Origin of the sequence: Methylobacter sp. S3L5C (genome assembly GCF_022788635.1) — a bacterium.
Lineage (GTDB): Bacteria > Pseudomonadota > Gammaproteobacteria > Methylococcales > Methylomonadaceae > Methylobacter_C.
In genome coordinates this window covers 243,699-264,063 of the sequence record NZ_CP076024.1, presented here as the reverse complement: position 1 = coordinate 264,063, position 20,365 = coordinate 243,699, and the positions used below count along the sequence as shown (strand labels likewise).

At 42.8% G+C, this 20,365-nt stretch carries 24 protein-coding genes; 10 read left to right on the top strand and 14 right to left on the bottom strand.

The annotated features are described in order from the left end of the window. Nucleotides 1–153: 153 nt before the first annotated feature. The 4 genes from KKZ03_RS01275 to KKZ03_RS01260 form a co-directional block, all read right to left on the bottom strand. Nucleotides 154–480, bottom strand: coding sequence for an iron-sulfur cluster assembly accessory protein (locus tag KKZ03_RS01275; RefSeq protein ID WP_243219518.1), 327 nt, complete (start codon nucleotides 478–480; stop codon nucleotides 154–156). A gap of 10 nt (nucleotides 481–490) precedes the next feature. Further along, nucleotides 491–1,600: a cysteine desulfurase family protein gene (locus tag KKZ03_RS01270; RefSeq protein WP_243219515.1), complete on the bottom strand. Its 1,110-nt coding sequence runs from the start codon at nucleotides 1,598–1,600 to the stop codon at nucleotides 491–493. After that, the gene (gene iscR / locus KKZ03_RS01265; protein WP_243219514.1) at nucleotides 1,587–2,087 is read right to left on the bottom strand and encodes a Fe-S cluster assembly transcriptional regulator IscR; all 501 of its coding nucleotides are present in this window, start codon (nucleotides 2,085–2,087) and stop codon (nucleotides 1,587–1,589) included. Before iscR ends, KKZ03_RS01270 begins: the two co-directional genes overlap by 14 nt. Nucleotides 2,088–2,306: 219 nt before the next feature. Next, the gene (locus KKZ03_RS01260) at nucleotides 2,307–3,032 is read right to left on the bottom strand and encodes an RNA methyltransferase (RefSeq protein ID WP_243219510.1); all 726 of its coding nucleotides are present in this window, start codon (nucleotides 3,030–3,032) and stop codon (nucleotides 2,307–2,309) included. An 86-nt stretch (nucleotides 3,033–3,118) separates the two neighbouring features. Here KKZ03_RS01260 and suhB point away from each other — a divergent pair, with 86 nt between their 5' ends. After that, nucleotides 3,119–3,913, top strand: coding sequence for an inositol-1-monophosphatase (gene suhB / locus KKZ03_RS01255; RefSeq protein ID WP_243219508.1), 795 nt, complete (start codon nucleotides 3,119–3,121; stop codon nucleotides 3,911–3,913). 120 nt (nucleotides 3,914–4,033) lie between these two features. On the opposite strand, the gene rimI is transcribed toward suhB, so the two are convergent. The 8 genes from rimI to smpB all read right to left on the bottom strand — a co-directional run bounded on the left by rimI (nucleotide 4,034) and on the right by smpB (nucleotide 10,169). Beyond that, nucleotides 4,034–4,573 (bottom strand): ribosomal protein S18-alanine N-acetyltransferase, encoded by a 540-nt coding sequence (gene rimI, locus KKZ03_RS01250; protein WP_243219501.1) that lies wholly within the window; start codon nucleotides 4,571–4,573, stop codon nucleotides 4,034–4,036. Between the two features lie 3 nt (nucleotides 4,574–4,576). Next, nucleotides 4,577–5,275, bottom strand: a complete 699-nt coding sequence (locus KKZ03_RS01245) for a uracil-DNA glycosylase (protein ID WP_243219499.1) — start codon at nucleotides 5,273–5,275, stop codon at nucleotides 4,577–4,579. A 119-nt stretch (nucleotides 5,276–5,394) separates the two neighbouring features. Next, nucleotides 5,395–6,939 carry a 2-isopropylmalate synthase gene (locus tag KKZ03_RS01240; RefSeq protein ID WP_243219498.1) on the bottom strand — a complete coding sequence of 515 codons (1,545 nt, stop codon included), beginning with the start codon at nucleotides 6,937–6,939 and terminating at the stop codon, nucleotides 5,395–5,397. 288 nt (nucleotides 6,940–7,227) lie between these two features. Beyond that, nucleotides 7,228–7,968, bottom strand: coding sequence for a CDP-diacylglycerol--serine O-phosphatidyltransferase (gene pssA / locus KKZ03_RS01235; RefSeq protein ID WP_243219494.1), 741 nt, complete (start codon nucleotides 7,966–7,968; stop codon nucleotides 7,228–7,230). A 129-nt stretch (nucleotides 7,969–8,097) separates the two neighbouring features. Next, nucleotides 8,098–8,568, bottom strand: a complete 471-nt coding sequence (locus KKZ03_RS01230; protein WP_243219491.1) for a hypothetical protein — start codon at nucleotides 8,566–8,568, stop codon at nucleotides 8,098–8,100. Between the two features lie 7 nt (nucleotides 8,569–8,575). Next, a complete protein-coding gene (locus tag KKZ03_RS01225; protein WP_243219489.1) occupies nucleotides 8,576–8,947 on the bottom strand; it encodes a HopJ type III effector protein in 372 nt (123 codons plus the stop codon). Between the two features lie 74 nt (nucleotides 8,948–9,021). Then, complete coding sequence (locus tag KKZ03_RS01220; RefSeq protein ID WP_243219487.1) at nucleotides 9,022–9,588, bottom strand: isochorismatase family protein; 567 nt, start codon at nucleotides 9,586–9,588, stop codon at nucleotides 9,022–9,024. A gap of 95 nt (nucleotides 9,589–9,683) precedes the next feature. Next, on the bottom strand, nucleotides 9,684–10,169 hold the full coding sequence (gene smpB, locus KKZ03_RS01215; RefSeq protein WP_243219486.1) for an SsrA-binding protein SmpB: 486 nt from the start codon (nucleotides 10,167–10,169) through the stop codon (nucleotides 9,684–9,686). Between the two features lie 101 nt (nucleotides 10,170–10,270). Here smpB and KKZ03_RS01210 point away from each other — a divergent pair, with 101 nt between their 5' ends. From KKZ03_RS01210 to KKZ03_RS01200, 3 genes are read left to right on the top strand one after another with little or no spacing between them, the layout of a single operon-like run. Next, the gene (locus tag KKZ03_RS01210; RefSeq protein ID WP_243219484.1) at nucleotides 10,271–11,632 is read left to right on the top strand and encodes a sodium-dependent transporter; all 1,362 of its coding nucleotides are present in this window, start codon (nucleotides 10,271–10,273) and stop codon (nucleotides 11,630–11,632) included. Next, nucleotides 11,633–12,064 carry a type II toxin-antitoxin system RatA family toxin gene (locus tag KKZ03_RS01205; RefSeq protein WP_243219482.1) on the top strand — a complete coding sequence of 144 codons (432 nt, stop codon included), beginning with the start codon at nucleotides 11,633–11,635 and terminating at the stop codon, nucleotides 12,062–12,064. Next, nucleotides 12,057–12,341 (top strand): RnfH family protein, encoded by a 285-nt coding sequence (locus KKZ03_RS01200; RefSeq protein ID WP_243219481.1) that lies wholly within the window; start codon nucleotides 12,057–12,059, stop codon nucleotides 12,339–12,341. The genes KKZ03_RS01205 and KKZ03_RS01200 overlap by 8 nt, the downstream gene beginning before the upstream one ends. A gap of 193 nt (nucleotides 12,342–12,534) precedes the next feature. Here KKZ03_RS01200 and KKZ03_RS01195 read toward each other — a convergent pair whose 3' ends face one another. Further along, nucleotides 12,535–13,047 (bottom strand): outer membrane protein assembly factor BamE, encoded by a 513-nt coding sequence (locus KKZ03_RS01195; RefSeq protein ID WP_243219478.1) that lies wholly within the window; start codon nucleotides 13,045–13,047, stop codon nucleotides 12,535–12,537. 150 nt (nucleotides 13,048–13,197) lie between these two features. Between KKZ03_RS01195 and fur the strand changes: the two genes are divergently transcribed. Genes fur through lolD form a run of 3 tightly spaced genes read left to right on the top strand, consistent with a single transcriptional unit; the run spans nucleotide 13,198 to nucleotide 15,560 of the window. Continuing rightward, complete coding sequence (gene fur, locus KKZ03_RS01190) at nucleotides 13,198–13,614, top strand: ferric iron uptake transcriptional regulator (protein ID WP_243221725.1); 417 nt, start codon at nucleotides 13,198–13,200, stop codon at nucleotides 13,612–13,614. A gap of 25 nt (nucleotides 13,615–13,639) precedes the next feature. Further along, nucleotides 13,640–14,887 (top strand): lipoprotein-releasing ABC transporter permease subunit, encoded by a 1,248-nt coding sequence (locus KKZ03_RS01185; RefSeq protein WP_243219477.1) that lies wholly within the window; start codon nucleotides 13,640–13,642, stop codon nucleotides 14,885–14,887. After that, nucleotides 14,880–15,560: a lipoprotein-releasing ABC transporter ATP-binding protein LolD gene (lolD, locus tag KKZ03_RS01180; RefSeq protein WP_243219475.1), complete on the top strand. Its 681-nt coding sequence runs from the start codon at nucleotides 14,880–14,882 to the stop codon at nucleotides 15,558–15,560. The genes KKZ03_RS01185 and lolD overlap by 8 nt, the downstream gene beginning before the upstream one ends. Nucleotides 15,561–15,747: 187 nt before the next feature. Here lolD and KKZ03_RS01175 read toward each other — a convergent pair whose 3' ends face one another. Next, nucleotides 15,748–16,308, bottom strand: a complete 561-nt coding sequence (locus KKZ03_RS01175) for a DUF2062 domain-containing protein (RefSeq protein WP_243219473.1) — start codon at nucleotides 16,306–16,308, stop codon at nucleotides 15,748–15,750. A gap of 75 nt (nucleotides 16,309–16,383) precedes the next feature. Between KKZ03_RS01175 and KKZ03_RS01170 the strand changes: the two genes are divergently transcribed. The 3 genes from KKZ03_RS01170 to KKZ03_RS01160 all read left to right on the top strand — a co-directional run bounded on the left by KKZ03_RS01170 (nucleotide 16,384) and on the right by KKZ03_RS01160 (nucleotide 20,304). Further along, entirely contained in the window at nucleotides 16,384–18,648 is a 2,265-nt protein-coding gene (locus KKZ03_RS01170; RefSeq protein WP_243219472.1) for a DNA internalization-related competence protein ComEC/Rec2, read from the top strand. A 671-nt stretch (nucleotides 18,649–19,319) separates the two neighbouring features. Further along, nucleotides 19,320–20,081: a hypothetical protein gene (locus KKZ03_RS01165; RefSeq protein WP_243219470.1), complete on the top strand. Its 762-nt coding sequence runs from the start codon at nucleotides 19,320–19,322 to the stop codon at nucleotides 20,079–20,081. Nucleotides 20,082–20,130: 49 nt separating this feature from the next. Further along, on the top strand, nucleotides 20,131–20,304 hold the full coding sequence (locus tag KKZ03_RS01160; protein ID WP_243219469.1) for a hypothetical protein: 174 nt from the start codon (nucleotides 20,131–20,133) through the stop codon (nucleotides 20,302–20,304). Nucleotides 20,305–20,365 lie beyond the last annotated feature (61 nt).

Sequence of the window (20,365 nt, the reverse complement as noted above, 5' to 3'; positions counted from 1 at the left end):
ATGAACGTTTTATGAAAGCAGTGAGAGGTCTGGATGGAGTATATGGAATTCAGGTCTTTTTACACTGAAGCCCCTATGTATTTTGTGATGGTCCATAGCGGCTTACTTGTTACGATCAAAATTCCCGTAAAGGGTCAGCGTTACAGGGATTTTTTACCCTACCGAAAAGCTCTCGCCACAGCCGCAGGTACCTTTAACATTCGGGTTGTTAAATTTAAAAGCTTCATTAATACCTTCTCTGCGATAATCCAGTTCTATGCCATCAACAAATTCCAGGTCACTTTCCGGTACGATGACCTTAACACCAAAACCTTCAAATACGGCATCATTTTCATTTAGTGCGTCGGCATAATCCAGTACGTAGGCATAGCCCGAGCAACCGGATTTTTTTACACCTAATTTTAAACCGATTCCCTGTCCACGTTTTTCCAGCTGTTTTTTTATTTGACGAGCTGCACTTTCAGTTAATGAAACAGACATAACATCCTCTTTATGCTTGGTAAACCAAGGCTTTTAATTGATTAATAAATTCAAGTACTTCAATTTCAGTATTAGCCATACCTAAACTGATGCGTATGGCGCTTTTTGCAAGTTCGGCTTCTACACCCATCGCGATAAGTATCGGGCTGGGTATTCTACCGCCACTGGCACAGGCCGAGCCACTGGAAACGGCAATTGCTTTTTGATCCAGTTTCATTAGCAGCATTTCACCATCAATTTCAGGGATGCCAAACTGGATGGTATTCGGTAATCTGTTTGCCTGTCGGGCAAAAATAGTTAAGCCTGGAATAGTGGCTAAATGCGCCTCCAGTAGTGTTCGTAAAGCTAATAGTTGTTCACTGCGTTTGCTCAGTTCTGTCTTTGCAAGTTCTGCGGCTTTGCCAAAGCCGACAATAGCGGCTACATTTTCAGTGCCAGCTCTTAGTCCTTGTTCCTGTCCACCACCAAGAAAGACCGGGGTTATCTCCAGGCCTTTTTCAAATAGTAGGGCGCCACAGCCTTTAGGCCCATAAATTTTGTGGCTGGATAGTGACATCAAATGAGCCCCAAGGTGGTTAAATGAGACCGGTATTTTACCCAATGCCTGTACGGCATCGGTATGAATAATAATGTCGTTTGTTCTTAACTGTTGGACACAGGGCGCCAAGTCCTGAATAACTCCGGTTTCATTATTTGCCATCATAATTGAAACCAGGTCCGGTTTTTTGTTAATCAGTTCTTCAATGGCCGCTTGCGTGACAAGTCCGTTGGCATCGACATCGATGATGCTTAACGTCGAGCCAAGCTGCTTTAAACGCAGGGCAGGTTCAGTAATGGAGGGGTGTTCAGTCGCAGAAATAGCGAGTCTGCCTCGGGCCGGTAATATGGCTAATGCCAGATTATTTGACTCAGTACCACCGCTGGTGAAAACGACTTGCGATATGGGGGCATCGACCAGTGATGCAACCTGCTCGCGGGCAGTATCAATGGCGCTTCGCACTATTCTGCCGTGACGATATAAGCTGGAAGGATTGCCGTAAAAAGACGTCAGGAAGGGTAACATTGCTTCCAGTACCCGATCATCGATGGGTGTTGTTGCGTTATGATCAAAGTAGATCATTCAGGTTAGTGATTGATTTTGTCTGGCGATGTATTTCAATAACCTGAAGAGCATCCTGTTCTTGTCTTTTGACAATTTCCTGAACACGATGCTTTTCCAGGAGATGAGCCAGAGTGATGCCTTTTAAATAATCCCTGATTTGTTCACTCAAGCCCATCCAAAGATCGTGAGTTAAACACGCCTTTTCATTTTGGCAATTGGATTCACCACCACATTTGGTGGCATCAATCGGTTCATCGACAGCTGCAATAATATCTGCAATATTGATGTCACAAGCCTTACCTGCCAGAGTATAACCGCCACCGGGTCCACGAATGCCTTTTACCATATTGGCGCGACGTAAGCGTGCAAATAATTGCTCCAAATAAGACAGGGAAATAGTTTGGCGGGCCGCAATATCGGTTAAAGTAACGGGTTTTGTCTGGCTGTGAAAAGCCAAGTCGAGCATGGCTGTTACAGCATAACGGCCTTTAGTAGTTAATCGCACTAGATAATCCCTCAAAAAAATAAGTATATTAGCGTTACTATACTTAACCTACCAAAATAGTCAACTATTATGCTAATGGATTACAAAGTAACGATCATCTAATGATTTTATGGTTTAATTCTCTGTTGCTGTTGGCTGGAGATTTTCAACTTTATTAAAAGATGGCTTTCTAACAGGATGAATTAGCAGAAAATTAATATAGATGACTCTAAATATAAGTTACTTTTTTTGATGGTCTTGGGACATTCGTAAAATACCCCTGAGTATATCCAGTTCCTTAATATCCAGTTGTACGCGATTATAAATTCGTCGCAAACGCCGCATAATAGATTTTGATTTATCAGGGTGCATAAAGCCGATATCAGTTAACGCTTCGTATAAATGTGTGTAAAAAGATTCCATTTGAATGGCTGTCGCTTTCGGTGTTTTACCTTTATCGCCAATATTAATAGCTTCTTGCATACCGGCTGTAACAAATAACTCATAACAAATGACTTGTACTGCAGCGGCAATATTCAGAGAGCTATACTCACTGTTGCAGGGGATTCGTAGCAGAAAATGACATAAATCCAGCTCATGATTTTTTAAACCTGAATTTTCCCTGCCAAAAACAATGGCGACTTTATTGTCAGATTCATTAATCGCGACTGCCTCTGCACATTCCCGAGGCGTCATTTCCGGCCAACTAATGGTTCTGCATCTGGCGCTGGCTCCGATGACCATCTCACAGTCAGCGATGGCTTCTTGCAAGCTGTCACATACGGTAGCTTTCGCTAAAATATCATCGGCACCTGATGCTCTGGATGTGGCTTCGGCATTGGGAAAAAGTTTAGGCGAAACCAGGCAAAGATCAGTTATGTTCATGTTTTTCATGGCGCGAGCAACCGCTCCGATATTGCCGGGATGCGATGTTTCGACCAGAACAATTTTTATATGTGACAGCAATGGTATCGTCCTTTGTTAAAAATAAGCCAATTTTACCAAAAGATTTGCTATCATTGACACTTTATCTGCTCATTGTAAATTCGCTTATGCAACCCATGTTAAATATTGCCGTCCGTGCTGCCAGAAGCGCGGGTGACTTAGTCCTTCGCTCAGCTGATAATGTTAGCCGTCTGCACGTCGATCAAAAAGGTAAAAATGATTATGTCAGCGAGGTTGATCGTACCGTTGAGCGAGAAATAATTGGCATTATCAGAGCTGCCTATCCTGACCACGCTATCTTGGCGGAAGAAAGTGGCGAACATCAAGGTAACGATTTTGTTTGGGTAATAGACCCGCTGGACGGTACTACTAATTTTTTGCATGGATTTCCTCAGTACGCTGTTTCCATTGCTTTAAAACATAAAGGCAAGATTGAGGTAGCTGTGGTTTATGATCCTCTGCGTGATGAGTTATTCACGGCCAAGCGTGGTGGTGGAGCCATGTTAAACAGTCGTCGCCTTAGAGTAACTAATCAAAATAGTTTAAACGGCTCACTAATTGGTACCGGTTTTCCTTTTAAAACCGATAAACACCTTGACGCTTATCTGGGTATGTTTAAAGCATTAGCGCCCGAATGTGCAGGGATTCGCCGCGCCGGTTCAGCGGCACTTGATTTGGCTTATGTTGCCGCCGGTCGGTTGGATGGTTTTTGGGAAATCGGTTTAATGGAATGGGATATGGCAGCAGGCATCTTGTTGGTTAAAGAAGCTGGCGGTGTTATCACGGATTTTTCTTTTAATGACAATTACCTGGAATCAGGCAATGTGATTGTCGGCAGTCCAAAGATGCATCAGCTCATGTATCAGCTTATTGAGCCACATGTCACTGATAACTTGAAATAAGCTTGCTTTAGGGGGCGGGCAGTAAGCTCAACTTAAGGTTATATCACCACGAAGAAATCTAAGTTAAAAACTTCGTGTCTTCGTGGTGAATAGTAAATGTTGGAAAGTCTTTGATTATTATTAAAACAACTGCAACGCCAGCATGATGGCATCTTCTCGGCCGTTTTCGGCGGGGTAATAGCCTTTTCTAATGCCTATTTCGTTAAAACCCATATCTTCATAAAGTGCGATAGCCCAAGTATTAGTGGGTCTGACTTCAAGGAAAACTGTTTCTGCGCGTCCCCGTGCGACTTCAATCAAGTGCTCCAGCATTTTACGGCCCAAGCCTTGTTTCTGCTCGGCAGGGTCTACGGAAATATTAAGTATATGCGCTTCACCAACTGCCATTGAAAGCAGGCAGTAGCCCAATACTTTATTGTCCAACTCGCAGACCCAACAACTATACCCTGCTTTAAAACAGTCGGTAAAAATGTCTTCTTCCCAAGGAAAGGGATAGTTTTTTCTTTCAATTTCGAGCACACGGGGTAAATCCCCATGCGTCATTATTCGCATGCGTAGCAAATCTTTTTTGGTCACGGAGTCGGGAAATACTTTGGCATAGAATTCCTTATCGGCATCATAAATCACCAAGTTTTTTATTTTGTCCATCAATCCCCGCATAAATCAACCTTCGTTATTTTTAAATGTTTGTATAGCGTGTGTTAAATCCAACCAGGCTTTGCGCTTTTCCGGCAAGAACCGTAGCAAATAGGCTGGATGATAAACGACAACAACGGGTGTGTTATTGAAGTTGTGTACTTTGCCTCTTAATTCGGCTAAAGGTTCATTTGTTTTTAACAAGGTTTGTGCGGCAACACGACCCAGTGCGACAATGATTTTCGGCTTAACAAGTTGTTGTTGCCGGTACAGATAATCGCTGCAGCTTTCAATTTCATTAACATGAGGGTCGCGGTTATTGGGCGGACTGCATTTTATTACATTGGTAATAAAGACTTCCTCCCGGTTCAGCCCAATAGCCCGCAACATTTCTGTTAATAATAAGCCTGCATTACCGACGAAAGGTAAACCTTGTTTATCTTCATGTTGTCCGGGAGCCTCACCCACCAACATCCAGTCAGCCTGTTTATTTCCTGAGCCAAATACTGTTTGTGATCGTGTGGTACACAAAGCACATTTTGTGCAGTTAGTAATTTCGGCTTGTAAGTCATCCCAGTTATCGGTTGCCGATGTTATTGTCTCTGATCCAATATTATCAACAGCCGCTTCAAATTCCGGCGTTTGTCCATCCGGTATTGATGCTCTGGGTAGCCAGACATCAATACCCATAGCCTCTAAATATTGCAAGCGCAGTATATTATCCAAAATCAAACTCCAGACTGCCTGATAGTCGGACAAACATAAAGATCCATTAACTTAAGCAATTTCTTGCGAAGAATATACCAGAGTCGCTGGTCTTTTTATTCATTGTTTGCATCTTAAGGCTAGACATCACCTTTCTGTGGATGTCGGCGTTGATCAGGGCTGTTCAGCTTGTTTACCGCGTTGATATAGGCTTTTGCCGAGGCGATGACTATATCGGTGTCAGCCCCCAAACCATTAACAATACGGCCATTTTTTTCAAGGCGCACAGTGACTTCTCCCTGGGCATCGGTGCCATTGGTGATATTGTTAACCGAATAAAGTTCCAGGGTAGCCTTGGACTTAACCAGCTTTTCAATGGCTTTTAAGCTCGCATCAACAGCGCCGCCGCCATCAGAACTACCGACAACTTCTTTATTGTCTACTCGTAAGGTGACTTTTGCGTTGGGTATTTCTCCGGTTTCGGAGCAGACTTTTAAAGAGATAAGCTTGACATATTCATCTTCTGATTCAAAACCGGCTTCTGAAATCAGTGCCTGCAAATCTTCATCGAAAATTTCGTGTTTTTTATCGGCTAATTGTTTAAAGCGTGAAAAGGCATCATTTAATTCTTCTTCCGAGGTAAACTCAAAACCCAATTCAGTAATCCGGCTTTTAAAGGCATTTCTACCGGAATGCTTGCCCAATACCATGCGGTTGGCACTCCAACCTACGTCTTCAGCACGCATAATCTCGTAAGTTTCGCGGCTTTTTAATACGCCATCCTGATGAATGCCTGCCTCGTGAGCAAACGCATTGGCACCGACGATAGCTTTGTTGGGTTGCACGGGAAAGCCGGTGATGGAAGAAACCAATTTTGAGCAGGTTAAAATTTCACGGGTATCTATACCGGTTTGGCAGCTAAAGACATCATGACGGGTACGGACAGCCATCACCACTTCTTCCAAAGAAGCATTGCCGGCACGCTCCCCTAAACCATTGATGGTACATTCAACTTGACGTGCACCATTCATCACTGCAGACAAGGAATTGGCCACTGCCAACCCCAAGTCATTATGGCAATGCACAGAAAAAATGGCTTTATCTGAATTAGGGATGCGGTTCATCAAATTGGCAATGGTTGCGCCAAATTGCTGGGGTACGCTATAACCTACCGTATCGGGTATATTCAGTGTGGTAGCGCCGGCATTAATGACGGCTTCCAGTATTCGACACAAAAAATCTTCATCAGAGCGCCCGGCATCTTCAGGTGAAAATTCGACATCATCAGTATATTGCCGTGCACGTTTAACGGCTTTAACTGCATAGTCAATCACTTGCTCGGGCGACATTTGCAATTTCATTTGCATATGTATTGGCGACGTGGCGATAAAGGTATGAATTCGTGAGCGATTAGCACCTTTAAGTGCAGCGCCGGCACGATCTATATCCTTATCCAAGGCTCTGGCCAGACCACAGACGATAGTGTCTTTTATAACATTGGCAACGGCTTGAACGGATTCAAAATCACCTGGGCTGGCGGCAGGAAATCCGGCTTCGATAACATCAACTTTTAACCGTTCCAGTGCTTTGGCAATTCTGACTTTTTCATCGCGGGTCATTGATGCACCAGGGCTTTGCTCGCCATCGCGCAAGGTAGTGTCAAATATAATTAACTTGTCTTTCATAAAAACTCCATTCTCGGTTTGTGCTCCTGCATTATTCTTCTTTCTGCATCCTTGCAGTCGATGAAAAGATATCAACGTTTGGGTTGATATAAATAAGGGGGGATTTAACTAATATAAATGAAAAAGATTGTATGCCCTCAGGGCAGGAATCTTAAAAAGCAGGGCAGCCACGCGCACAAGCTTGCTTTGGCAGTTATTGTGCCGGCAAGCGTGTTTTTAAAATGCGGGGTGTATTGAATAATCATGGCGTTGACTATACGCGAATGATAATTTGCCCTCAAGCAGATTTTAAGATTTACGTCCTTGCCATTTACGTTTACGCATCACCAGAGTGACAACCGGACCTGAAATTGCATAAGCAAGAAACAACAGGAACAGCATGGTTTGTGGTTGCGCCATTACAAAAGCGATACCCAGCATAACGGTAATAGCGACAAAAAATGGCACTTTACCTTTTAAATCAATTTCTTTAAAACTGGAATACCTGAAATTACTGACCATTAACAAGCCGGTACTGATGGTTAATACGATACCGATATATCTTACTATTTCAACAGGGTAATTGTGCTCCAGAGAAATCCAGATAAATCCGGCAAGAATAGCGGCGGCTGCAGGACTGGGCAAGCCTTGAAAATAACGTTTATCAGCGGAAGTTAATTGTGTATTAAAACGGGCCAGTCTTAATGCGCCGCCAGCCATGTGGACAAAGGCGGCAAAAAGACCTAATTTCCCCAAAGTGGAAAATGACCACAAATACATGACCAGAGCAGGCGCTGCACCAAAGGAGACCATATCCGACAAGCTATCGTATTGCGCGCCGAATTCACTTTGTGTATTTGTTAATCGGGCCACACGACCATCCAGTCCATCCAGAATCATCGCTACAAAAATTGAAATAGCCGCTGTTTCAAAATGCCCGCCCATTGCTGAAGTAATGGCATAAAAACCCGCAAACAAGGCTCCGGTAGTAAATAAATTGGGTAATAAATAAATGCCACGACGGCGAATAGAGCGTTTTTCTGGAGTCATATCTCAATTAATCCTTAGTTGTTATAGACAATAAGAGCGTGGGTTTAAATTATACAATGAGGGTGTAACTGTACCTATTGTTTCACGTTTTGTTCTTCAGGTATTTCGGACTGGATTAAGTATCTCAACTTATAACGTAGCATTACCAAAATAATCCAGGTTTTCAATGGCTGCAAAATTTTTGGGTTTAACCATAGCCAAGCGTGTAAAGATGGCCTTTATGGTCATTTGCTTGATACTTTCAGGAGTGCCGTATTTAATGGCGAACATTTTATTTTTCCTGCCTTGCGGATAAATAGCCATAAGTTCATTTATCTTGGCATTAATTTGCTCTTGTGCTTCGACTAACAATGCGTCCGTGTCTTTATGCTGCCCTGAAAGCTTGATTTGACTGCTTGGCACAGGTTTTTTTTCAAGCACCTGTACTGATTGCGATTGCTTACGAATGGCGGCCAATTTTTTACTACTCGTTAACGGCACCAGAAAACTGCTTGCAGGCATAGCGATAATTTTCTGATCAGCTCGAGATGTGTCGGGTTTTTGGCGGCTATTTACTACCTGTTTTGATGATTCAGTTGTCTTTATCGTGATGTCAGTCATGGTTGTTTTAATGGTTAGCTACTGCCGGAATTGAGGTTAATGCCTCACCTTTAAAACAAATACCCTCCCAACCACAGATCATGAAATTTCTGATGTTTTTGTGGTCCGAGCCTTGTGGATTGCTTAAAACATCCAGCCGATAATAATCGCCAAACAGGTTTAACGTTTTTTGTGGATCCAGATGGTGAATCTCGGCAAAAGCGAAAATTTTACACGAGCCCTCATTAGTTCCGGCTTTGCTGATCAAGGTGTGTTCATTGAGGCCATTACTAAATTCAGTGGCTTGATAATGATAGTTTTCGGTAATAACAGCGATGGTTTCATCAAAACTGACGGCGTCAGACTGGTTTATTTTTTCAAGGAATGAATTAAGTGACATGGATGAAAGCTTAAAAAAAGGATAAAAAGTTTAAGCAGCAGTTTTTTTGACGGCTGAGCTTAAACCGGTTTAATTTACCGAAGCAAGCCTGAAATATTTTTAAAATCAGGATGGTTGGCATCTCTCAGCCATTCAAACAAGACTGACTCGTAATTGATAATGGTAATGCCTTGTTGTTGCATACGTTGCAAAGCATAGACTTTATGAACGCTTTTACGTGAACAAATGGCATCTTCGACGACATAAACCTGATAGCCATTATGGCGCAACTCCAGTGCGGTTTGTAAGACGCAAACATGCGCTTCAATTCCGGTTAGAATAATCTGTTTACGTTCACTGTTTTCCAAGGCATTGCAAAAACCTTCAGCCAGGCAGCAAGAAAAACCGGTTTTTTCAAAAATCGGTGTTGCTTCAGGCAGTTTTTGGATGATGGATGTATCGGTAGTGCCTAAACCTTTGGGGTATTGCTCGGTTACCAATATCGGAATATTAAGTATTGCTGCAGCTTCAACCAGGCTACCGGCATTTTCTGTTATCAGTTTTGCTTCAGTTGCAGGCATAACCGCTGATAATTTAGTCTGTAAATCGACGATAATTAACAGGCTGTTTGCTGCGGACAATAGGGCAGGTAGTTTATTCATTGCTGGATGGTCTTTTTTATAAGGCAGTTCACAAAAAATCTATACAAAATGCTTGGGATTTATATTCTCGGCAGGAAATGCCTTATGACAGCAATTTAACCCTTTTTCAGAATACGGCCTTTTTCTCGTTGCCAATCGCGGTCTTTTGAGGTTGCGCGTTTATCGTGCAACTGTTTGCCTTTTGCCAGGCCGATTTCCAGCTTGGCTCGTCCGTTTTTCCAGTACATGGATAAGGGAATCAGTGTGTAACCTTTGCGTTCTACCGAGCCAATCAGTTTATTCAGCTCATGACGGTTTAGTAATAATTTTTTAGAGCGGATAGCATCCGGTTTAATGTGCGTGGAAGCTGATAACAGCGCAGAAATATGAGCACCAGATAACCATGCTTCGCCACGTCTTAATATGACATAGCTTTCTTTAAGTTGAACACGACCATCTCGCAGGCTTTTAACTTCCCAGCCTTCTAAAACAATTCCGGCTTCAAATCGCTCTTCAATAAAATATTCATGCCTGGCTTGGCGATTAACGGCAATCGTTGCATTTTGCTGGGTTTTATTTTTTTTAGGATTTTTTTCGGCCATAATAGTGGGCTGGTTTTTAATTTTAAAACTGACGTAAAGGAATAATTTTGTTATTTTACTCGATATTACTAATAAGGTGAGTTTTTAATGGGCAATAAAAAATGACGGATACAAAAAAATCAGAGCATGGGGCGTGGTCATCACGTATTGCCTTTATTCTGGCAGCAACCGGTTCAGCAGTGGGCTTGGGTAATATATGGAAGTTTCCCTATATTACCGGGGAAAATGGTGGTGGCGCATTTGTTATCGTTTATATTTTCTGTGTATTGCTAATTGGTATTCCAATCATGATTGCGGAAACCATGCTGGGACGACGCAGTCAGAGAAATCCTGTTGAGACGATGGACTTGTTAACTGAAGAAGCGGGTGCAGATAAAAACTGGCATTATTTAGGTTGGATGGGTGTTATCGCAGGCTTGATAATTTTATCGTACTACAGTGTCATTGCCGGTTGGGCTTCGGCTTATGTATTAAAAGCTTTTACAGGTAGTTTTTTTGATGCCGATGGTGTTGCCATAAAAAAGATTTTTGATGATTTTGTTGCCAGTCCGATGCAGTTGATTTTCTGGCATTCGCTATTTATGGTGACAACGATGTTAATCGTGGTTCGCGGCATTAATAAAGGTCTGGAAAAGGCTGTGCAGTTTTTAATGCCGACTTTGTTTGTCTTGCTGCTGTTATTGGTCGCTTATGCGATGACTACAAAAAGCTATAATCAAGGGCTATATTTTTTATTCGTGCCTGATTTTAGCAAGCTGACCAGCGACTCGGTATTGTCGGCGATGGGTCATGCATTTTTTACTCTCAGTTTAGGTATGGGGGCAATTATGGTTTACGGCTCTTATTTACCTAAAAATATATCGATTGCCAAAACTGCAATTTTGATTGCAGGTGCGGATACGGTAGTGGCTTTATTGGCGAGTATTGCTATTTTTCCTATTGTTTTTGCCAATAATCTGGAGGCTGATTCCGGGCCGGGACTGATTTTTCAAACCTTGCCTGTTGCTTTTGGCACGATGACTGGCGGCTGGTTAATGGGGATATTATTTTTTGTGATGCTGACTACGGCAGCGTTGACCTCATCCATTTCCTTGATTGAACCTGCCGTTGCCTGGCTGGTTGAAAGTAAGGGTTTTAGTCGGCAAAAAGCCTGTGTTTGGTCGGGGTTAACAGTCTGGTTACTTGGTTTGGGTACGGCATTTTCTTTCAATAGTTGGTCTGAGGTTAAGTTTTTTGATAGAAGTATTTTTCAATTGCTGGATTACTTAACGGCTAATTTAATGCTTCCCATCGGTGGTTTTTGTATTGCGATTTTTGCCGGTTGGATTATGAAGCAGCAACATAGCGAAGAAGAGCTGGATATGCCTAATGCAGAAAGTTATCAGCTATGGAAAATTTTAATTAGCTATGTGGCACCAGCCGCTGTATTTTTTGTCTTTTTGCATGTCATTGGGGTGCTTTAAATGACGGTTATTCAAAAAAGTGCACTGGTTAAGTTTTCTGCACAGCAAATGTTTGATTTGGTTAATAATATTGAAGATTATCCAAAATTTTTGCCTTGGTGTAGTGGCAGTCGAATTATCAAGCGTGAAGACAATATCGTTGAAGCAGAATTACTTATTTCCAAGGGTGGTTTCAAAAAGTCTTTTTCAACAAGAAATACCGTTGATGGGGGAGGGGTAATAACGGTATCTTTACTGGATGGGCCTTTTTCTTATCTGGAAGGTGTATGGACTTTTATGCCCTTACGCGAAGATGCCAGCAAGATTTCCCTTGATTTGGAATTTGAAATGTCGGGAATGTTGGCCAGTCTGGCCTTTGGTGTGGTCTTTAACCAGATATGTAATACCATGGTCAGCTCTTTTACCGCCAGGGCCAAGCAAGTCTATGGATGAAATGTTGATTGCTATAGAAGTGGCTTATGCAAATGATGAACAACAAGTGCTTGTTGCTCTGAACATGCCGACCGGTACTACCGCCGAACAGGCCATTCAGGCATCCGGCTTGTTGAGCCGTTTCCCGGAAATAACGGCAACTGATCTAAAAGTCGGTATTTTTGGTAGTGTTTGCAAGCTTGATCAACTATTGAGACAGGCCGACAGGGTAGAGATTTATCGACCTTTAATTCATGACCCAAAGGAAGCCAGAAGGCAGCGGGCAGTAAAGGTCTGAGCTGTTTTTTGATAAGCAGTATTCAGATAAACCCGTGTAATGTATAGATATAAGGATGGGTAAAGGCTATGCCGTGCCCATCAATATTGTGTGGTGAAGACTAAATGTAGGGTGTACGTTTGATGGGCACGCTGCACTTTACCCATTCTACACCGGAGATTAGATAAGCCAATCCCTGGTATTGCCCAAGCTGTTAAAGTGGTAATTTAACGGATTCTGGTCCGGGTGATGATTTTGCCTCAGGTTTAGGGGCGTCCTCAACGTCATCATAGCCAAACAGGCCGGTGATTTTTTCCCATAATGTTCTATCAAGGTCACGTTTGGGCACGTTGATGGATATTTCACCCAATGACCTAATGGCAGGTGCCGCTCCCGGCCTGAAATCTCCCTGAATGCCGACTATTTGGTCATTTTCAAAAAATAACGAGATTTGTTTTTGTATCCTGTCTTCACCGTCAGGCTCGATTGAATAAATATAATCCCAGCGATTCTTGTGGAAAACATTATCCAGCATAGGTGAACCCATGATGTAAAGTACCTGGCGCTTGTTCATGGCCGGTCGGAGCTGGTCAACCATGCCCTGATCAATAATATTGCCTTGTTGAATTTCCAGGTTGTAGACGCCTGGTAAATTGTTCAGGATGGTAGAGCAAGAGACCAGTGTCAGGCTTGTCAATAAGCTTAAATAATAAAGCGACTTTCTCATTAGAGGCGGTGGAAGTGTCAAAATGTAAAATCATACAGGATGTTAAATCATTATCCTATAAAACTGTCATGCTTATGCGATCTAAAAAGGCTACAATGTGCGCTATTTTGTATTTAGTTGCTTGCAGATTGGCTTAAGCGGAGATTAATGATGGAAATGCATGATTTAAGGAACGCGGGCCTGAAGGTTACTTTACCTCGGGTTAAGATCCTGCAAATATTAGAAAAACAGGTTAACGAGCGTCATTTAACGGCTGAAAAAGTTTATAAAATTTTGCTGAGTGAAGATGAAGAAATTGGCTTGGCCACTGTTTATAGGGTTTTAACCCAGTTTGAAGCCGCAGGTTTGGTGACCAGGCATCACTTTGAAGGCGGTAATTCGGTCTTTGAATTGGATACCGGTTCTCACCATGACCATATCCTTTGTATGAAATGCGGCAAAGTGGATGAGTTTACGGATGAAGTTATCGAAACTCGGCAAAAAGAAATTGCTTTAAAACTGGGTTATGAATTAACAGATCATGGCCTTTATTTATATGGATTTTGCCCTCAGTGCAAGGCCTCCTGATTTTTTTCTCTAACTTATAGCTTTCATGTTTAAACCTCTTGTTTTTTATATAGGCTTGCGTTACACGCGGGCTAAACGTCGTACCCAGTTTATTTCTTTCATTACCTTAACTTCTGTTCTTGGTATTGCGTTGGGCGTTACTGCGCTAATTACCGTTTTGTCAGTGATGAATGGTTTTGAAGCTGAATTACGCGAGCGAATTCTGGGCATGACTTCACATGCTACGGTCACCGGTAAATACGGGCAGTTGGATAACTGGCATGAACTGGATCAGAAATTAAAAGGTTACCCCCATGTAGAGGGCGCAGCACCCTTTATTAGTGGACAGGTTATGATTAACGCCGATCGGCGTGTCAGTGGAACCATGCTTAACGGGATACTGCCGGATTATGAATCCAGGGTTTCCGAGGTTGCCGATAAAATGAAGTCAGGCAAGCTTTCCGATCTGGTTGCCGGTCAATACGGTATTGTTTTGGGTGTTGAACTGGCCAAGTATTTAGGGGTGATGACGGGGGATAAAATCACTGTAATCAGTCCACAAATTAATTCTACACCGGCAGGTATTGTGCCAAGAATGCGGCGCTTTACTGTGGTGGGTGTTTTTCAGGTCGGAATGTATGAGTATGATCGTAACATGGCACTGATTAATATTGAGGATGCGTCCAAGTTATTTCGTTTGGAAGGTTCAGTTTCAGGCCTGCGTATTAAGCTGGATGATTTGTTTAATGCGCCGCAAATTACGCGCTCATTGGCAACGGCTCTTTATGACGAATATCAGGTCAGTGATTGGACGCTGGCGCATAACAATTTCTTTAAGGCCATTCAGACAGAAAAACGGGTGATGTTTATTATCCTGTTATTGATAGTCGCGGTAGCTGCGTTTAATATTGTTTCTACGCTGGTAATGGTAGTCACTGATAAACGCGGTGATATCGCTATTCTAAAAACCCAAGGGCTGACCTCGGGTTCAGTGATGGGTATCTTTATGGTGTTAGGCTCGATTATCGGAGTAGTGGGTACGGCACTGGGAACACTAGGTGGAGTATTGCTGGCGTTAAATGTTGAAACCATCGTACCGGCCATTGAAAAATTATTTCATGTTCAATTTATGGCTGCTGATGTTTATTACATTAGTGAATTGCCTTCCAAGTTGGTATGGTCGGATGTTTATGCGATTGCCGGCATGGCCTTTTTTCTGTCCTTATTGGCGACGATTTATCCTGCCTGGCAGGCATCCCGAATAAATCCAGCGGAAGTTCTTAGATATGAATAAAACCAGCATTTTACATTGTCACCAACTAACCAAGCGCTATGACCAAGGTGGTTTGGATGTTGAGGTTCTGAGAGGCGTTAATTTAAATATTGGCGTTGGTGAGCGTGTTGCCATTATGGGCGCGTCAGGTTCAGGTAAAAGTACCTTGTTGCACCTTTTGGGCGGTCTGGAAAAAGCCAGTGGTGGCGAGGTCGTTTTGGATGGGGTTAACATTAATCAAGTTAGTGCCGGAAAGCTGGCTAAATTAAGGAATAAATCCTTAGGATTTATTTATCAGTCGCATCATTTATTAGGCGAGTTTACGGTTCTGGAAAATGTGGCGATGCCTTTATTGATTGGCGGAGAGACGGTAAAGCAAGCACGTATTCGTGCCAGTGAATTATTGGAGCGGGTAGGTTTAGGTCATCGTATTGAACATAAACCGGGTGAGTTATCCGGTGGCGAAAGGCAGCGTGCAGCCGTGGCAAGGGCATTAATTAACAAACCAAGTTTGATATTGGCCGATGAACCTACCGGCAATCTTGACAGTAAAACTGCCGATCAGGTTTATCAGTTAATGCTGGAGTTAAATCAGGAACTGAATGTCAGCTTTTTGGTAGTGACTCATGATCATGACCTGGCGTCACGTATGGGCAAGGTTTTGCACATGGAAGATGGCTTGATTGTTGGTTAATTTTATTCACCACGAAAACACGAAGAAAATAATTGGTCTTTTTTGGGTTACCTAAATTGGGCAGTTTAAGGTTAAATCTTTCGCTGAGCGGAGTCGAAAACAGCCAAGTCGGGCAGGCTTTAAATTTTTTTCTTCGTGTCTTCGTGGTGAGAAATTTTTAAGATATCTTTGCGAATTTATCCAGAAGTTACTGTTTATCGTAACTAACGGCTTTGAACGGATTCTTTTTTGAAGAAGGATTCTTGCGTGTTTGTTTCCTGTCGGCCCATTTTTTGGCGACATGATAATGCCAGAAATAGTTAATGCCGAAATAGCCTGTAGTAGCGCACACTAAACCTATAAGCAGGCAACCAGTCAGAAACGGAAACAATATGTCACCCGATAATACGGCATCCAGTGAAAAAGAGGTGGCGGGGAGATTTAGCACCGAAAGTCCAACCAGATAAGCAAAGTAAAATAATGGCGGCATGGTGACAGGGTTGGTTATCCAAACCAGCGCGATAGCAATCGGTAAATTCCCCCTTAAATAAAATGCGCCTACCGCCGCAATTGCCATTTGACCGGGGGTTGGAATCCAGGCACAAAAAAGACCTACGGCAAAAGCCATAGCGACTGAGCTTCTATTTAAATGCCAGAGATTGGGATCGTGCAGTTTATCGCCCAGAAACTGCAGATTTTTGTGCTGTTTAATTACGTTATGGTCAGGGACAAACTTATTTAATAGTTTTTGTAACAGTTTTTTGGCCATCGTATTTTAAAGTTAAAGTTGTTTATAAAACAGTTTATCAGATTTTTGTCAGCCTAAAAAATGCCAAGGAGCTAAATGATTGTTTCTGCCCTGTCATTTCTAGCCGGACTTTTAGTCGTTCAGCAGTTTTCGGCATTGCCGGGAATTCAGTGGCTAATAGTCGTCGCTGCTTCTGCCGGCATTATGGCATGGTTGAGGTATTGGCGGTGGCTGTTTTTTGTTATCGGCTTATTGTGGGCAATAGTGTTTGCAATGAGTCGGTTAGCCGACCGGTTGCCTGAATCTCTTGAGGGCATTGATATTCCCGTTAACGGTTTTATTGTTGATTTACCTGAGCAGGATGAAAGAAGTACGCGTTTTGATTTTGTCGTGACCCACTCAGCACAAAAGTTACCCTCCAAAATAAGATTAAGTTGGTATTTTCCTGATCAAACCATTAAAGCCGGTGAGCATTGGTCTTTTACTGTTAAATTAAAGCAGCCTCATGGTAGTTTAAATCCGGGTGGATTTGATTATGAACGCTGGTTATTTACCCAAGGTGTTAGTGCTGTCGGCTATGTGCGCCCTACCAGTCAAATACCGGTTTTACTGGGGCGGAAGTCAGCTTGGAGCAGTATTGCTGTGTGGCGGCAAAGCATTATTGACCGTCTGTCGCTTACTTTACCTGACAGTCCAAGTCTTGCTTTAATTAAGGCATTAACTATTGGCGATGGCAGTAGTATTACGCAAAATCAATGGGACGTTTTTCGTAAAACCGGAACGACGCATCTGGTTGTTATTTCCGGTTCGCATGTTGGGCTGATCGCCGGTTTGGTTTATTTTTTGGTACTTAACCTGTGGGCCAGAACAGGGCTGCTGGGGTGGTCACCGCAAAGAGTTGCTACCGTTGCCGCGATGGTTATGGCTGTCTTTTACGCCGGGTTGGCGGGGTTTTCGGTGCCAACCCAACGCTCGGTAATCATGCTTGCCATTGTTATGCTGGCCATTTTTCTTCAGCGTAATACCCGGCCCTTTAATACCCTGGCTGTTGCCTTGTTTGCCGTATTGATATTTGATCCTTTGGCAGTTTTATCCGTTGGCTTCTGGCTATCCTTTCTTGCTGTCAGCTTGATTGTTTATACCGTTGCCGGGCGCTTGGGCAATCCGGGTTATCTTCTTGAAATGATAAAAATCAATTGGGCAACCTCGGTGGGATTATCGCCATTGTTACTGTTCTTTTTTCAACAGGTTTCACTTTGCTCGCCATTAGCCAATTTTATTGCTGTACCCGTTATCAGTCTGTTGGTAGTGCCTTTGTCATTACTGGGGGTCATTATTATGTTTGCTTCGCAGTTATTGGCCGGCAAGCTGTTTATGGTTGTTGATATTATCTTGCAAGGCTTATGGTGGCTGTTAGTTCATTTGGCAGAGTTGCCGTTAGCAATCATAAATCACGCCCAACCCCCATTATGGGCTTTGGTACTTGCCATCCCCGGGGTTTTATTATTGCTTGCGCCTCGCGGTATTCCAGCGCGGTGGTTAAGTCTGGTCATGTTTTTACCTTTGGTTTTTACCGCATCAAAAAAACCTGAATCAGGCGCTATTAACATGACTCTACTGGATGTCGGGCAAGCCTTGTCTATAGTCGTACAAACGACCAATCATTGGTTGGTTTATGATGCCGGTTCCAAATTTTCAGAGGAAAGCGATATTGGCAAGAATACGTTATTGCCTTTCTTAAGGCAGCAAGGGGTAAGCAAAATTAACAAACTTATTATTAGCCACGGTGACAATGACCATATTGGTGGAGCGGTATCTTTATTAGCTGGGATGCCCACAGAGCAGGTATTAACCAGTGCTCCCGAACAGTTAAGCGATTATTCTCCAGTTGTTTGTGCTACCGGGCAATCCTGGGAATGGGATAGTGTCAGGTTCACTTTACTATCGCCACAGCATCCGTTTGTTTCGGAAAATGATAACTCCTGTGTATTAAAAATTCAGTCTAAACAGGGGGCTGTGTTGCTGACCAGTGATATAGAGGCTGCAGCGGAATCTTGGCTGGTTGAGACTTATGGCAATAAGTTAAAGGCCGACATATTAATTGCCCCTCATCACGGTAGTAAAACGTCATCGACACTGTCGTTTCTTCAGGCTGTTCAACCAGACTATGTGTTAATTTCATCAGGCTATCGCAATCAGTTTGGCCATCCGCATCAGGATGTTTTGGCGCATTATCAGCGAATAAAAGCAAAATGGTTCAACAGCGCTGACAGTGGTGCGCTTACGATTAGCGTAGCAGAGGGTTTCTGGCTGGTGCAGTCACAGCGTGATACAGACAGTAAATATTGGAATTTTAAATAAGCGGCAAAGATTTGCTTGCAGCATCACCAGGTAAATCTGCAAAAGCTTAAATGCTTTCACCACGAAGACACGAAGAACACGAAGAAAGAAAGTGTGGCTTTGTGCAGGTCATTTACCCATAGCAGACCTTCATGGTCTGTAGGTAGAAATTATTCTAATACACCTTCAGATTAGAAGCATCTGGTAGATGGGTAAATGTTCGTGGCGAATTATTTTATACTACAGTTTTTTTGGAGTGATGACCTCTTTGTAGCTAAATTTTCGGATACCGTAGGAACGATGCTCAATATTAAAGCCGCTTAATTTGCTAGCTAGTTATTATAGGTATTTATACGGATTGTATTTTTTATTTTAAGCATCATACTTCTTACCTAGCCCAGTTCTTAATGATACCTAGCCCAGTTCTTAATGATACCTAAGCCGTTTTTTCTAACGATGGCATATGGGATCTTTTTTCACACAACTCACAGTTCGCTTAATTTTCTGTTAATAAATTCTGACTTGTTTTTATCTTTCATAGTTACGAATCTGGTTAACTCCACTATAAATTAGCTGACTGAGAGACTTATGCAATGCTTGCGGAAATTTACATGCTTTAGTAAATCTGGGTTCTGTGCGCAGTAAGTTAATGCTTGAATTGCATCTTTGTAAAACTGATGAGGATGCATTTTATGAAAAACCAAATGTTAAAACCCTTGGTGATCGCAATAGCATTGATGCTAGTGCCGTTATCTATAGGCACCGCTCAAGCTACTCAAACTAATCAAGGTGACAGAGGAGGCAGAGGCGATAAGGGCGATAAAGATGACAAGGGACAAATAGGCCCACAAGGTCCAGCAGGTCCTGTCGGAGCAACTGGTCCAGCAGGACCAAAAGGTGCCGACGGCACCAGCTGTTCATTCCATGTTATTGGCGAAACCTATCAAGGCGGGATTGTGTTTTGGGTAGATGATGACGGCCAACATGGTTTAATTGCAGCCAAAAGGGATCAAAGTGCTGGCATACAATGGTGTAACGGAATTGATAGAGTAACGGGTGCTACCGGTGACGGCATAGGTGCTGGCGTAATGAATACAGCAATCATAGTGGCGACTCAAATCGGAGATAGTAAACCCGGTAATTTTGCGGCCAAAGTGGCTGCTGATTATAGGGTACAAGACGATGGTGTTACACCTTGTGATTATTTTGGATCATTCATTGAAACCTGCTATGGCGACTGGTATTTGCCGTCAATGAAGGAATTAAATTTATTATATGCGGCCAAAATGAACCAAGTTGTGGGTGGTTTTTCTGATATGGGCTACTGGAGTTCTACTGAGTTCGAGTACAACAGTGCGTGGCGCCAGTTTTTTACCATTGGTACCCCAGGCGGCTTTCAGTGGAGCGGCTCTAAATTCGGCAAGCTCCCAGTGCGTGCGATTCGAGCTTTTTAACTATTTAACCCTTTCCTGTTCCCGCTTCAGGCAGGCGATTTTTTGAGTGATGGCATTTTACTACGACTCGCCGGTTTACCGGGATACCTATAAACTGATTCTGAAAATTTCTGAAATAACCAAAGATTTCTCCAAAGAGTATAAGTACACCTTGGGGCAGGATATCAAACGGGGTGCCGTGCAACTGGTTATACTACGTGTGGTTACTACTGCTGATTTTTAAAAACATTTAACACCATATTTTACAATGGGTTAATGTATTTCTATTTTTTTGCAATTTCGAC